Source organism: Amycolatopsis sp. QT-25, assembly GCF_029369745.1.
Taxonomy (GTDB): Bacteria; Actinomycetota; Actinomycetes; order Mycobacteriales; family Pseudonocardiaceae; genus Amycolatopsis.
The window spans coordinates 4,663,953-4,677,304 of the sequence record NZ_CP120210.1 but is presented as its reverse complement, the minus strand read 5'-3'; the positions used below and the strand labels follow the sequence as shown (position 1 = coordinate 4,677,304).

11 protein-coding genes and 4 tRNA genes are annotated in these 13,352 nt (G+C 67.8%); 5 read left to right on the top strand and 10 right to left on the bottom strand.

Going from position 1 to position 13,352, the window contains the following annotated elements; genetic code table 11:
- Window positions 1-51: 51 nt before the first annotated feature.
- The 3 genes from P3102_RS21670 to P3102_RS21660 form a co-directional block, all read right to left on the bottom strand.
- Window positions 52-1,809 (bottom strand): ABC transporter ATP-binding protein, encoded by a 1,758-nt coding sequence (locus P3102_RS21670; protein WP_276361248.1) that lies wholly within the window; start codon window positions 1,807-1,809, stop codon window positions 52-54.
- Window positions 1,806-3,626, bottom strand: coding sequence for an ABC transporter ATP-binding protein (locus P3102_RS21665; RefSeq protein WP_276361246.1), 1,821 nt, complete (start codon window positions 3,624-3,626; stop codon window positions 1,806-1,808). The genes P3102_RS21670 and P3102_RS21665 overlap by 4 nt, the downstream gene beginning before the upstream one ends.
- 180 nt (window positions 3,627-3,806) lie before the next feature.
- Complete coding sequence (locus tag P3102_RS21660; RefSeq protein WP_276361245.1) at window positions 3,807-4,361, bottom strand: TetR/AcrR family transcriptional regulator; 555 nt, start codon at window positions 4,359-4,361, stop codon at window positions 3,807-3,809.
- A 142-nt stretch (window positions 4,362-4,503) separates the two neighbouring features.
- Here P3102_RS21660 and P3102_RS21655 point away from each other — a divergent pair, with 142 nt between their 5' ends.
- Window positions 4,504-5,739: an MFS transporter gene (locus P3102_RS21655; RefSeq protein WP_276361243.1), complete on the top strand. Its 1,236-nt coding sequence runs from the start codon at window positions 4,504-4,506 to the stop codon at window positions 5,737-5,739.
- On the opposite strand, the gene P3102_RS21650 is transcribed toward P3102_RS21655, so the two are convergent.
- The 3 genes from P3102_RS21650 to P3102_RS21640 form a co-directional block, all read right to left on the bottom strand.
- Window positions 5,719-5,973: an SDR family NAD(P)-dependent oxidoreductase gene (locus tag P3102_RS21650; RefSeq protein ID WP_276371290.1), complete on the bottom strand. Its 255-nt coding sequence runs from the start codon at window positions 5,971-5,973 to the stop codon at window positions 5,719-5,721. The genes P3102_RS21655 and P3102_RS21650 overlap by 21 nt on opposite strands.
- 248 nt (window positions 5,974-6,221) lie before the next feature.
- The gene (locus P3102_RS21645) at window positions 6,222-7,370 is read right to left on the bottom strand and encodes a pentapeptide repeat-containing protein (protein ID WP_276361242.1); all 1,149 of its coding nucleotides are present in this window, start codon (window positions 7,368-7,370) and stop codon (window positions 6,222-6,224) included.
- A 167-nt stretch (window positions 7,371-7,537) separates the two neighbouring features.
- Entirely contained in the window at window positions 7,538-8,002 is a 465-nt protein-coding gene (locus P3102_RS21640) for a VOC family protein (protein WP_276361240.1), read from the bottom strand.
- Between the two features lie 484 nt (window positions 8,003-8,486).
- Here P3102_RS21640 and P3102_RS21635 point away from each other — a divergent pair, with 484 nt between their 5' ends.
- The 3 genes from P3102_RS21635 (at window position 8,487) to P3102_RS37840 (ending at window position 10,532) form a co-directional block, all read left to right on the top strand.
- A complete protein-coding gene (locus tag P3102_RS21635; protein ID WP_276361239.1) occupies window positions 8,487-9,158 on the top strand; it encodes a TetR/AcrR family transcriptional regulator in 672 nt (223 codons plus the stop codon).
- 12 nt (window positions 9,159-9,170) lie between these two features.
- Entirely contained in the window at window positions 9,171-10,064 is an 894-nt protein-coding gene (locus P3102_RS21630; protein WP_276361237.1) for a TIGR03564 family F420-dependent LLM class oxidoreductase, read from the top strand.
- 90 nt (window positions 10,065-10,154) lie between these two features.
- Window positions 10,155-10,532 carry a hypothetical protein gene (locus tag P3102_RS37840; RefSeq protein WP_346660137.1) on the top strand — a complete coding sequence of 126 codons (378 nt, stop codon included), beginning with the start codon at window positions 10,155-10,157 and terminating at the stop codon, window positions 10,530-10,532.
- A gap of 763 nt (window positions 10,533-11,295) precedes the next feature.
- Here P3102_RS37840 and P3102_RS21620 read toward each other — a convergent pair.
- From P3102_RS21620 to P3102_RS21605, 4 genes are all read right to left on the bottom strand, one after another.
- Window positions 11,296-11,370 (bottom strand) — tRNA-Val (locus P3102_RS21620).
- A 1-nt stretch (window position 11,371) separates the two neighbouring features.
- Window positions 11,372-11,442, bottom strand: a tRNA-Cys gene (locus tag P3102_RS21615).
- 25 nt (window positions 11,443-11,467) lie between these two features.
- A tRNA-Gly gene (locus P3102_RS21610) sits at window positions 11,468-11,540 on the bottom strand.
- Between the two features lie 136 nt (window positions 11,541-11,676).
- Window positions 11,677-12,102, bottom strand: a complete 426-nt coding sequence (locus tag P3102_RS21605) for an SsgA family sporulation/cell division regulator (RefSeq protein WP_037307077.1) — start codon at window positions 12,100-12,102, stop codon at window positions 11,677-11,679.
- Between the two features lie 400 nt (window positions 12,103-12,502).
- Between P3102_RS21605 and P3102_RS21600 the strand changes: the two genes are divergently transcribed.
- Window positions 12,503-12,574, top strand: a tRNA-Val gene (locus P3102_RS21600).
- Window positions 12,575-13,352 lie beyond the last annotated feature (778 nt).

Here is a 13,352-nt window from a genome sequence, read left to right as displayed (position 1 = left end):
CGGGGTCTTCGTTGCTGCCGCGTTCCCTGAGAGGCGGTACGGGACCGGGGGTCAGTCAGCGCCCGTCGTCGTGCCGGCGATGTGCCAGCCGCGGGCGTTCTCGTACTGGGTGTACACACGGGCGAACATTCCCCCGGTCTCGCGGAGCTGGGCAGGGGTGCCTTGCTCGACCACTCGGCCCGCGTCGAGGGCGACCACCGCGTCGGCCGTGGCCAGGGTGGCCGGACGGTGGGCGATGACGATGACCGTGCGGCCGGGGTCGGTGGTCAGGTTGGCGATGGCTTCGCTGACCATGGCTTCGTTCTCCGGGTCGAGGGCTGAGCCCGCCTCGTCCAGCAGCACGATCCTGGCCTGCTTGAGGAAGGCACGGGCGATGGAGACCCGCTGCCGCTCGCCGCCGGAGAGCCGCGCGCCGCCCTCGCCCACCCGGGTGGACCAGCCCTGCGGCAGGCGATCGACGACCTCGTCCAGGCGGGCGGCGTGGGCCGCGGCGTGCAGTTCGTCGTCCGTGGCGCCGGGGCGGGCCAGGCGGAGGTTGTCTTCGATGGTCGTGTCGAACAGGTAGACGTCCTGGAAGACGATGGCGATGTCGTCCAGCAGCGCGGCCGGGTCGAGGTCGCGGACATCGATGCCGCCGACGCGAACCGAGCCCTGGTCCGGGTCGAAGAAGCGGGCGACGAGCCGGGTGACCGTCGTCTTGCCCGAGCCGGAAGGGCCGACCAGCGCGGTCGTCGTGCCCGGCGCGCAGCGGAAGGACACGTCCGACAGCGCGGGCCTGCCCTCGGGGCCGTAGGAGTAGGTGACCCCGGCGAATTCGATGCCCGCGTCACGCTTTTCCGATATCGGGTTCGCCGAGTCGGGCAGCGGCTCCTCGGCGAGGATGTCCTGCACGCGCGTAGTCGCGTTGTCCATCGCGTGCAACACGCCCATCAGCTCGGTCAGCGTGCCCAGCGGCTCCAGGAACCGAACGGCGAGCACGAGCAGGGCCACCGCGTCGGCGACCGGGAGCTGGCCGCGGAGCAGGAAATGCGTCCCCATGATCAGGACCGCGGTGAACCCGAGCATGATGACGCCGGTGTAGGACAGGTTCGGGAACACGGTGCGGCGCAGTCCGCGGCGGTAGCCGGCGCGGTGCTCGTCCAGGGCGGCGCGCATCCGTCCGCTGCCCACTCGGCCCAGCCCGGCGGCGCGCAGCACCGGCTGCGCTTGGCCCAGCTCGATCGCCCGGCGCGCGATCTCGACCGCGGCCTTCTCCAGGTCGCGGTCGACTTCGGCGACGATACGACCGGAGCGGCGCAGCGCCAGGAAGGCCGCAGGCAAAACCAGGAGCAGCAGCAGAGCGAGCCGCCAGTCCACGAAGAACATCACCGCGACGACGGTGAGCGGGACCAGCGCGCCGCTGATGGCGGGTGGGCCGAAGGTGACGCCGAGGTGCGCCACCGCCCCGGCCGAGGTGGTGATGGTGCGCGAGAGCTTGGCCTTGGCGCTGGAGGTGAACCAGCCCAGCGGCAACTTGGTCACGTGCGCCATCAGCCGGTTGCGTACCTGGGCGGCGATCCGCATGCTGACGGCGAAATCGATCGGGGTGGAGACCGCCTTGAGCACCCAGTAGACGGTCACCCCTGCCGCACCCGGCAGCAGCCACGGCAGGGCTGCGTCGATGTCGGGCTCCGGCTGGAGCAGCGCGCGCAGGACGGGAACGAGCAACGCGAGGACGAGCCCTTGCAGGATCGCCATCGCGCCGTGCACGCCGATGACCTTGGCCAGGTCGGACGGGTGCGGGTGGAGCCGGTGCAGGCGGCCGATCACGAGTGGTCTCCGTTCTGCTGGGCGGCCCACATGCGGCGGTAGAGGCCGTCGTGGGCGAGCAGGGTGGGGTGGTCGCCGGTCTCCACGACGCGGCCGCCGTCGAGCACGACGATCCGGTCGGCGGTGGCGACGGTGTGCAGGCGGTGGGCGATGACGACGACCGTGCGGCCCTCGATCAGCGTGGCCAGCGCGTCCTGTACGGCGGCCTCACTGTCCGGGTCGAGCGCGGCGGTGGCTTCGTCCAGCACCACGATCGGCGCGTCGGCGAGAAGGGCGCGGGCGATGGTCAGCCGCTGCCGCTCGCCGCCGGAGAGGCCGCCGCCGGCACCGTCGAGGACGGTGTCGTAGCCGTGCGGCAACCGCTCGACCACCTCGTCCACGCGCGCGGCCCGAGCGGCGGCGCGCACCTGCTCGTCGGTGGCCCCGGGGCGGCCGACCCGGATGTTGTCGGTGATGGTGTCGCGCAGCAGGATGACGTCCTGGAACACCAACGCCATCGACGCCAGCAACTGCTCCGAGGCCATGTCGCGCACGTCCACGCCGCCGATGCGCACGGCCCCACCGGTCACGTCGGCGAACCGCGGCAGCAGCGAGGCGAGCGTGCTCTTGCCCGCTCCGGACGGGCCGACGAGCGCGGTGACGGTACCGGGCTCGAAGGTAGCGGTGACGTCGTGCACGGCGTCGGTCTTGCCGTCGTAGCTGAAGGTCACCCGGTCCAGCTCGACCCGATGCCCGTCGGGCATCTGCGGGGCCTCGGGCTCGGGCAGCGGCGGGCGGCCGAGCAGCGCGCCGATGTCGCCCGCGGCCATGCGCGCCTTGCGCAAGCCCTGCGCGCCGCGGGTGATCGGGGTCAGCGGGGTGGGCAGGCCAACGCCGACGACGAGGAACGGCAGCAGGTCGGCGGCGGTCAGCGCACCGCCCGCGACGAACCACACTCCGACGGCGAGGACGACGGCGAGCACGGTGACCTCGGAGCCGAACAGGTGTGCCAAACCGGTGCTGTACCGGGTTTCCAGCACCCACGTGCGCAGCGCCTTGGTGTGCTCGGCGACAGCGGTGGCGAACCGGGTGAGGATGCGCCCACCTCCGCCGAAGGTCTTCACCACGGTGATGCCGTCGGCGTATTCGACGCTCGCGGCACTGATCCGCGTCTCCGCGGTGATGAGGTTGCCGACGTGCTCGGTCATCGAACGCATCGCGACCAGGTAGGACAGCACCATAAGGACCGGCACGACGGCAGTGATCAGCGTCATCCGCCAGTCGGTCACGAGCAGGTAAGCGAAGCTCACCGTGAGCGCGGTGACGCCGCCGATCAGTTCTCCGAGCGCGTGCGCGATGAGGTGGTGCATCTCTTCCAGGTCGTCGGTCATCGTCTTCTTGACCGAGCCGGAGCCCTTGGCCCGGATCCAGCCCAGCGGCAGCACCCCGAGCTTGTCCACGACCCGGGTGCGGATCTCATGCAGGAGCTTGGCATCGGCGTAGTGGCCGACGTAGGACGAGGCGCCGAGCAGCACCAGTCGCAGCAACGCGCCGACCACGCCGATGCCCACCCAGGTCCAGGCGATGGGCGCGGCCGCGGCGGCAGTGGGGGTGCTGAGCATGACGCGGGCGATCTCGGCGATCGCGATGTAGGGGGCGGCACCAGCCGCGGCGCCCAGGGCCGAGAGCACGCCGCAGGCGACGAGGTGCGCGCGGACCGGGCGTAGCAGGGCGGCAGCGGGGCGCGCGGGCAGGAGTCCGGCGGACGGCTCCCCGGGTGATGTTGTGGTGGGCGGAGTGGGCCGCGCCCGCTCGGGCTTGGTGTCCGTGGTCGTCATAGGCCCTTCTCCGTCGGATGCAGACAGTTGACTGACCGTCAGTCATTTAAAGGAAGGGTAACCTGATTGCCAGTGCGGGCCAAGGGCTCCTGTACGGCTGCGGGAATCGGTGTACGCAACGGGCACGAAAAGACCGCCGTGCGTGGGGCGCGGCGTCTTCGGCGGGGGTGCGTGGCGGGCTCAGCCCGCCGCGGCTGCTCCGAGCAGGAGCCTGCAGATCCGGGTGATCTCCGCCAGCAGCCGCTCGCGGTCGGCCGGGATGTGCGCGATGCGGTCGGCCACGCCGTGCATCACGTGGTAGAGCACGACCGCGGTGGCCTCGGGGTCGGGGAGGCCGAAGCCGGAAGCGACCAGCGCGTCGCGCAGCGCGTCGACGGCGGTATTGGGCACCGGGTCCACCCTGGCCGGGTAGTGAAAGAGGACGTCGTGCAACCGCACGTCGTTCAGGTATTCGTCGATGCCGGCACGGATCCAGCGCTCGACACGCTCGAAGCCGTGCGCGTCACGGACCGCGCGATCCTGGCGCTCCACCAATCGGGTGACGTACCGGTCGCGCAAGGCGCCGAGGAGCTCCTCCTTGTTGGCGAAGTGGAGGTAGAACGTCCCCTTTGCGACACCGGCGCCAAGGGCGACCTCGTCCACGGTGAGCGCGTCGATGCCACTGCGCAGCACGACCGCTTCGGCCGAGTCGAGCAGTTCGGCCCTGCGCTGCTCGCCCGGTTTGGTGCGGGCCACGTCGCCTCCTTCGCCGCAGGCGGGCGGAGCCGCGCGCCGATCGGGCTGTCCTGGGGTGAAGAGACCCTAGCATTGCCCTTCCGCTAACTGCGATACGGTGACTGACCATCAGTCAGTCGCTGAGTCAAGGTTGGTGCCGGTAATGCAGTCACGGGCTGGGCGGTTGACGACCATCGGCGCGCTGTCGCTGGTCTCGGACATCGGCTACTCGTTCTTCTTCGCCGGGTTGGGCACACTGCTGCTCGACCGCGGCACCAGCGTGCAGGATCTGGCGCTGATCAATCTGCTCGGCATTCTGTACTTCTGCCGGTTCATGGTCGGGCCGGTGGTCGACCAGTACGGGTTCGCGCGGCTGGGTCACTACCGCGGCTGGTTGATCTGCACTCAGGTGATCATCGTCGCGGTCCTGCTCGCGCTCGCGATGGTGGACCCGATCGAGAACATGGCGCTCATGCTGACGCTGATGTCGGTCGTGTTGTTCGTGTCGTCGGTCAACGACACGGCGATCAACGGGCTCGCGGTGCGGCTGATACCGCCGGAGGAGCACGGGATCGCCAACGGGGTGCAGGTGGCCACCGGCAGCCTGTCGATCATCATCGGCTCCGGCGGCGCGCTGCTGCTGTATTCGTGGATCGGCTGGGGACCCACGCTGATCACGTTGGCGGCGGTGTTCCTGGCGCCGCTTTCGGTGCTGCTGACGCTGCGCGAGCCCGCCGGTCCGCCCACCGTGCGCGGACTGGAAGGGTGGTCCTCGCTGTGGCGGTTCTTCCGACAGGCGAGAACCGGGTTGTTCACGCTGCTGGTCGTGCCGGTGTTCGTGCTGGGCGACTGGGTGGCCTACGCCCCGCAGACGGCGATCCTGCTCGATCACGGGTGGTCGGTGGAGAAGATCGGGCTCGTCCAGTACACAGTGGCCACTTCGGCGCAGGTCGTCGCCGCGCTCGCGGCAGGGTGGCTGGTCACCCGACTGGGAAGGCGCCGCTTCCCGTTGTGGGCGGGCGCCGCAGGCGTCGTCGGCACCGTGTTGCTGTTCCCGGTCGCGTCCGGACTGGGCAGGGCCGGCACGGGCGGTGCGGTGTTCGCCGCCGGAGTGCTCGTCCTCCTAGCGGCCGTGTACGGGGCGAAGCTGACGTGGGTGTCGACGGTGTCGATGGCCCTGGCGCGACCGGAGGCGCCCGCGACGGAGTACACCGTCCCGATGTCGATGCTGGGGCTGATGCGGGTGCTGGCGAACTCGCTGGGTCTGGCCAGTGTGGCCTTGGCGGGTCTGCCGTGGGTGCTCGGCTCGGCAAGCGCGCTGGGGATCGTCGGCACCGTGGCGGTCATGGCGTGGGCGCAGCGGAGCGTTCCCCGCCTTTCAGAGCCGGCTACCGTGTAATTGTTTCCGAGGTCTAGGCGATCGCGCCGAGCATCCGGCCGTCCACCAGCGGAGCGTCTGGCACCGAGCCGGGGCAGAGGGCTTCACCCGCAGTGGGGCGTGGTCCAAGGTGACCGCCCCGGACAGCCCGATCACGTCGTGCTTGGCTGCGAAATAACTCCCGAAGTGCCGATAGCCGACCGTGCCCGCGGTCGAGGACACCTTGATGATGCTGCCGGATCTCCGCTGAACCATGATCGATGCGATGGCCTCCATCATGCGTCAGGCACCGGACATGTCGATGTCGGGCCACCTCTGATTTCTTCCATTTCCGGAAAAACCGGCACCACTGCCTGCGAAGGACAGGCACACGAGAAACAATTGCTGCACCCCCATCGGCGCCCCCGGCTTTTTGCGGGTCCGTGACAGAGGACCGCGGCACCGACACCGAGTATCAGGTTGAGCCACAGCGGCAGCCGCATCGGCGACTTGTGGCGTCTCATTCACCGTCGTACACCGGACTTCGGCTCAAGTGTGGCCGCGCGGACGATGGCTGATCCCCGCAGTTGCCAGCCCGAGGGTAACTTCGCCGGCTCATTGAGCGATGGCACATCCGCCGTGGCGCCGGTGAGATCGATCTCGGGTGGCTCCCAGCCACGCTTCTGCATCTCTTCGGCTGTGTAGCGGTCCATGTCGAGTACGCAGTCTTCGAACTCGATGCCTGACTTGAATGTCGTCTGTGTCATGTCCGCCTTGCCGGCGAACTTCGACTGGGTAAAGTATGCGCCGCCGGCGAATGTGGCATCCCGTAGGCAAAGTTTGCGGAATTCGCAGCGGGTGAAGATGGCCCGGTCGCGAAAGGTCACGCCTTCCATTCGGACGACGATGTCGAATGACGTGTCGAAGAACCACGCCTCGTCATGGAACGTCGCGTCCATGAACGTCGGCGTGGAGATGAACTGGGCGTCGTGAAAGAGCGCCTTGCCGATCGCGCAACCCGTGAGGTCGAAGTCGATCAGGATCGCCCCACGGAGATCCAGGTCGTACGGTCGATCCCGGAGCAGGTCGGCGAGAAGGCGCTGCGCGGTGATCCGGACCTGCCACTCCTCGTGCTGCCGCACATCGGAAGCAGCAGGAAGCCGGTATCGCCCGCCCTTGAGCTGCTCCGGTACGAGATACGGCATCCGCAGGTAGGAACAGAGCACGTTGATCACAACCGCGCGGCGTCCGACGTCATCCCGCGCCAGCCGTTCGAGTGCGTAGAGTCCGCCGAGTCGGACCGGCGCCTTGTCAGACCCGATTTGTTCCACCGCTTGGACGTAGAGGTCCGTCAGCCGCCGCTCACGCGAGTCGAGTTCAGTGGCCTCCGCAGCTCTAGCGCTCTCGTGCAGCTGAATCTCTGTGGACCGCTGTCTGCGGGCGGCCATCCACAGAGCGAACGCCCCACCGGTTCCCACGCCGACGGTCAGCGCGGTACGGATCGCCTCCAGCTGGGCTTTTGCCTGCTCGGTGCTCGCTTGCCTGCCCAGGACGACCAGCAACAACCAGATCGTCCCGCCTGTCAGCAGAATGGCGGTGGCAGCAGCGGCCACTACCCACCACCACTTGAGAACAGGAAGCCGGTGCCGCGCTCGTTCCACCCCATCGGTCACGTCTCATTATCGCCCAATCGGGCTCGCCGTGACAGTTGTCGACCCTGGCGACGCCGCGCCACTGGATCAACGAGCGCGGCCACTCCTCGCCAAAGGTCCTGTCATGGCGCAGGTCGCGCATCTCGGCGAATGTCCGCTCGTGCCGATGTCCGGGTTCGGCGTGACCGTCACAGGTCGGTGGTCGGGTCGTCGAGGTCAAGTACCGGCATCGTCGTCCCCTCCGGGGCCCAGGTGGCGAGAAATCCGTCTTGTGCCGCGATGTCGACCAGTTCAACTCGTGCTCCGATGCTGTCGAGGCGGTGGTAGGTGAAGGACCGACCGTAGGGGCAGGAGTCGAACTCGATCGGTGCGCCCCGCGCCTGCAGGCGCTGTTTGTCCGTCATGACGTCCCTGGACCAGTAGCCGATGTGGTCGAAGCGAGCCCCGGCGGTCGCGTCCCAGGGACTGCCGGCGGCGCCTTGGATCACTTCGAAGAACGGTGGCCCCTCGACGGAGAAGACGATGCTGTACTCCCAGTCCCCGAGCTTGCCGCCACGGACCGGACTCCAGGTCACCCCCAGGGTGCGCGTGAGGTCCTCGGTCGCGCTCTGGATGTCCCGGACCACGAAGCACAGGTGGTAGAAGTTGTTCACCCCACCTGTCTACCAACTCAGCGACGGCACGGGATCACCGTCACCACCAGGAACACCGCAACACACTCTTCTGCCGCAATGAGGACCTCCGGGCATACGGACGGAACGGCCCGCGCGGTCCCCCAGCTGAGAATGCGCAGATCGCTCAAGATCGACATGCGATGTGCAGCGAGACCCTGCAGCCGGGCGCCGTGGCACAACCGAACCAGCAGCGCCCACTCGTGCCGATGGGCGGCCACGGCGTTGCGGTTGGTGATCCGGGTCGGTGGTTACCGAGTCGCGGATCCCGCTACGTCGGCATCGCGCTTACGGCGCAGACGGTGATCGGTCTCCTGGTCAAGCGCGCTGACCATCCAGGCCTTCCGGTACTCGACGACGCAGTCGGCTGGCGGGCGTCGGCACCGCTGCTGGGCGTGGCCACCATGACCAAGCTCCGTCGCCGCAATGCTTGACCAGATTTCAAAATCAGTCATATACTGGCCGCGTGACCGAGGACAGGCAGAAACGCGCGGAACGCATTCTCGACGCGGCCGCGGAGCTGCTCCTGCGCCACGGTTACCGCCGGGTGACCGTGGAAGACGTCGCCGAGCACGCCGACGTAGGCAAGGGAACCCTTTACCTGCACTGGAAAACACGCGAACAGCTGTTCCTCGCGGTGATGCTGCGCGAAGCGGCGCAATCCATTGAAAACCTGGCGCAGGCGATCGAAGACGAGCCGGAGCTCACGTTGCTGCACCGGATGACCCGCACCCAATTCCTCAACGTCGTGCGCAGGCCCCTGCTCCACGCCCCGTACCTCGCCGACTCCGGCGTGCTGGGCAAGCTCGCGGCGAAGCTCCACGACAGCCAGGATCCCCGGCACCACGAGGCGTTTCTGGACTACCTGAAACTGCAAGCCGAGCACGGCCTGATCCGCACCGACCTCAAGGTCGAAGACCTGGCGACGGCGTATCAGGCCGTCCTGCACGGTTTCCTGCTCGCCTCGGCCGCGGATCCCGAGGCCGCCGCCGACCTGCTGGCCGACACCGTCGCCCATGCCTTCCAGCCGACGGCCACTCCGCCCGCCGCGAAGGTGCGCGCGGCGGCACCGGGCGCCATCGCCCTCTTCCGCGCGACCGCGGAAATCGACCGCGCCAACCTCCGGCGCGCTTACTGACGGGAGCCGCGTATGCGGACCGGAATCCTCCTCGACGAAATCGGTGTCCCTTTCGGCGACGTCGTCACGCAAGCGAAAGAAGCCGCGCGGCTCGGCTACGATTCGATCTGGCTCGCGCAACGAGGCGGCTGGGACGCGCTCACCGCGTTGACGGCGCTGAGCACGGCCGCCCCCGGTCTCGCGCTGGGCACCTCGGTGGTCCCCACCTACTCACGGCATCCGATTTCCTTGGCAGCACAGGCTTTGACGCTGCAAGCCGCCACCGAAGTGCCGGTCTCGCTCGGTGTCGGGCTGAGCCACCGGCCGATCATCGAAGGCCAGTACGGCTATTCCTTCGACCGTCCGGTCCGGCATCTTCGCGAGTACCTGCAGGCACTCGACCCGTTGCTGCGGCACGAAAAAGCCGACGTGCACGGCGAAACGCTGACCGCCGTCGGCACCGTCGAGGCACCCGGCGCCGAGCCACCGTCGGTCCTCGTCGGCGCGATGAGCCCGCTGTCGCTGAAGGTCACCGGCGCCCACTCCGACGGCGTGGCGTCGACCTGGGCCGGACCGCGCTCGCTGGCGGAGTACATCGTCCCGACGCTGACGAAAGCGGCGTCGGACGCCGGGCGCGCAGCACCGCGCATCGTCACCGGGCAGCTGATCTCCGTCACCGACGACCCCGACGGGCCACGGAACTGGGTTGCCGAGACCTACGGCATGGCGGCGAAGATCCCGGCGTACCAAGCGATCTTCACCCGGGACCGGGTCGACGGTCCCGGCGGAACAGTGATCGCCGGCGACGAGGAGTTCGTCCGGGCACGGATCCGTGAACTCGAAGAGGCCGGTGCGACGGAACTGATCCTGATGCCGGTCGGAACGCCCGAAGAGCAAGCGCGGACCCGGGCGCTTCTCGCCTCGTGAGTGGTGAGGACGGCTGCTGACCTCCGTTGCCGGCAACATGGGGTCACGGGTTCGTGGAAGGCGGAAGTAGTCTTCGGCCATGAACGCGGAATGCCCACTGTCCGCGGCCACCCGGCCTCGCTGACCACCATGCCACTCACCGCCGTCGTCGGCGACGACGACCGCATCGTCGACGCGACGTTGCCTGACCGGGGGATGGGAACCGGCTTGCCCGCCGGTGGCCTGGATCAGGCGTGGGCGGGCGCTGGCCTGCGGTGCCGTGACGAGGAATTCGCGCGATTGTGGGCCGGGCGAGACGTCAAGGTCAACGGTCGCGGCCGCAAGGTGATACGGCATCCTGACGTCGGCGAGCTCGCGGTGCATTTCGAAACGCTGACGCCACTTCAAGATCCGGACCAGCTGTTGGTGAGCTACCGCGCCGCGGACGATGAGAGCCAGTCCGCATTGGACCGGTTGTGCACACGGTGATGTCGAACCGTCCATTCCTGCACTGAGTTGAACCATCGTTCCGGCCTGTTTCCGGGATCCATCGGCGAGATCCGAGCCGAAAACATGCCGAGATCGCTGCGGCGTTGCCACCAGCCGCGCTGGGCAGTGCACACCATGTCACCGAGGACCCGTGGTAGAGGCAGAATCGTGCGTCGCGCGATCTCGTGGTCGAGCACCAGGCGCTGCGGGACGGGTGCCGCAGCTGGCGCACCGCGGTGTGGCCCTCGCTCACCATAGGAGGTCTTCGCGGATCTCACCCTTGACGTGCGGGCGTTTGTCGCCGATCGACAGCCCGAGCGTGGGGCAGTTGCTGGGCGATCTCGAGTTCGGTCAGTGCGGGGGAAGTGAGAGGGACGTCGACGCAGCCGCGGTCATCACGTTTCCACTTCTTGCCGAGCGCGGACCGGGACGTGCTCGACGCACTCGATTTCGGGTGGGAGACGCGGGACCGGCGCGCCGAGTGGATTCCCGGCGTGCTGCACATGGAGCGGGACAGCACGACGGTGACGGTGCGAACCCAGGTGGAGAATTTCACGCCACAAGTCTTGCGGGACAAGCACAAGCCGGGGGATGGTGGCGCGCCGGCATCTGGAGGTGTGCGTGTTCTCCCATCTCGCGGCGGAGCTGCGGTCCGGGGACAGCGCGGTGGTGGGCGCGGACTCCTACGCCGATTTATCGCCTTTTTACGACTGAAGCCCCGCCCCTCCGAGGAGGGGCAGGGCTTCTGACCTGCGAAAACAGATGGTGCGCGATACTGGGATTGAACCAGTGACCTCTTCCGTGTCAGGGAAGCGCTCTCCCGCTGAGCTAATCGCGCGAGGTGGAGACGGGATTCGAACCCGTGTACACGGCTTTGCAGGCCGTTGCCTCGCCTCTCGGCCACTCCACCGTGTCAGGCCCGAGAAGGCCTTCCGAGCGGATGACGGGATTCGAACCCGCGACCCTCACCTTGGCAAGGTGATGCGCTACCAGCTGCGCTACATCCGCACATCCTCGGTCTGGATGGGAGGTCAGACCCTCGCGGTTCTGTCTCTCACCCCGTCGCCGTGGTGTGTGTGAACACTATCGAACCCCGAAATCGTCCCTGCAACCGGGGTGCCACTTGCTGTTCGCAAGCACGTCATCAGGCCATATCGTTGGGGATCAGGTGGGTCAGGGCGTCGTCGACGTCCACCCACAGGTGCTCGTTGCCCGGGAGCACGACGTCGTAGGTCCGGTCGAGGAAGTCGGCCAGTTCCTGAGCGGACGCCTCGAACATGGCGTGTCCGGAGGGCGAGTTCAGTTCGATGAGGACGGACTCGGGGTCTTCGACGGAGGGGCGGATGCGTACGTCGCCGTCGCCCGCGTCGGCCAGGAGGCCGTCCGCGAGGAGGTCGCGTGCGTAGACCCACTCGACCCAGCCGGCCCGGCCGGTGCGGAAGGCGGCCACGACCGCGTACGGGTCGCGAGTGTCGTATCGCAGTTCCACCTTGACGGGGACCGCGGGCGTCCGCGGCGCCAGGAGGTCGAACACCGCCGTCGAGCGGAGAGTCACGTGATCGTTGCGCATCGTCCTACCCTTCGTCTCCTTCCCGGCCCGGTCGAACCGAGTGGCGATGATGTGACGCATCGGCCGGCTGATCGGAACGCGGTTTTGCCGCAGATCACCCGGACGGGGTCATCGGACCCCGGTTCCATCCTCCGTCACCCCATCATCACCCGCGCGACGCGCAGCCATCCATGCGCCCTGCAGGCAGCCCACCTGTACATACTGCGTGGTTTAGTCGTCGCGCGATAGCACCGTCGCATGAATGTCGGAACGCATCGCGGGCGCCCCCTAGCCGGGACAACCCCGGCTAGCTCGTGGTTGTTCGCTCCGTATTTGCTGGTGAACGGAGGGTGGTCGGCGGGAACCACCCGTTTGCAGGCCCCCTAAAGTCGTGGGGTAAAGTCTGCCGGACACCGCGAGCGGGCGATTAGCTCAGCGGGAGAGCGCTTCGTTCACACCGAAGAGGTCACTGGTTCGATCCCAGTATCGCCCACCGGATGAAGGCCCTGGACCATCGGTCCGGGGCCTTGATTCATTTCCGGGCCGTTTCGTGGTGAGCCGTCCGGCGGCATTCGATCCCCAGGTCGGACGCGGGTTGTATGGGGACGGTACTTCTGCCGTCGCGGAAATCCCGGCGGACGCGGCTGAATCCACGGGGTGCGGTGAGGGTCGCAGGGTGCCGCTGGTTCGAAGATCCACGGAGCCCGCCGTTCCGGCCGGTGTGGACATTCGTCGAGAACCTCGTGTCACGTCGCGAAGATGTCGCATCATCCGGTTGCCGTGTCACTTTTGTGATCCTCGGCACTTGATGGCCGACGAAAGGTTCAGACCATAGGGAACGTGACGTGGGGCACGGCCGGGCGGTTCACCCGTCCAGCTCCGGCGACGGGGCCGTCGTGATGCTGACGTGATGTGACGAAACGCCACTCCGGTGACCGATTGACAAGGTAGGTCCGCGCCCGGTGAACGCGACCGGCGGGCGCCGGTCCTCCGGGCCGGTGAAATCCACAATGGACCGGCGGGGGATCGACTTGCCGAGACCGTCCAAAATGGAGTTTTCCGAGCTGTTCGGCCGATCGGGGACGCGGTGCTCCAAGTGGCCGCGAAGGCCGGGAATTCGTGACTACTTTGAGTAGTTGTCCGGCGGATACGGTCTATTACGCATCGTCATCATCTTGTTATCAACAAGGCAGTCTTTTGCCGGATGCCCGCGCAGGGTGTGGCTGGAAACCCTTGTAACGATGGCCGGAGAGTGGCCGATACCTTGGCGT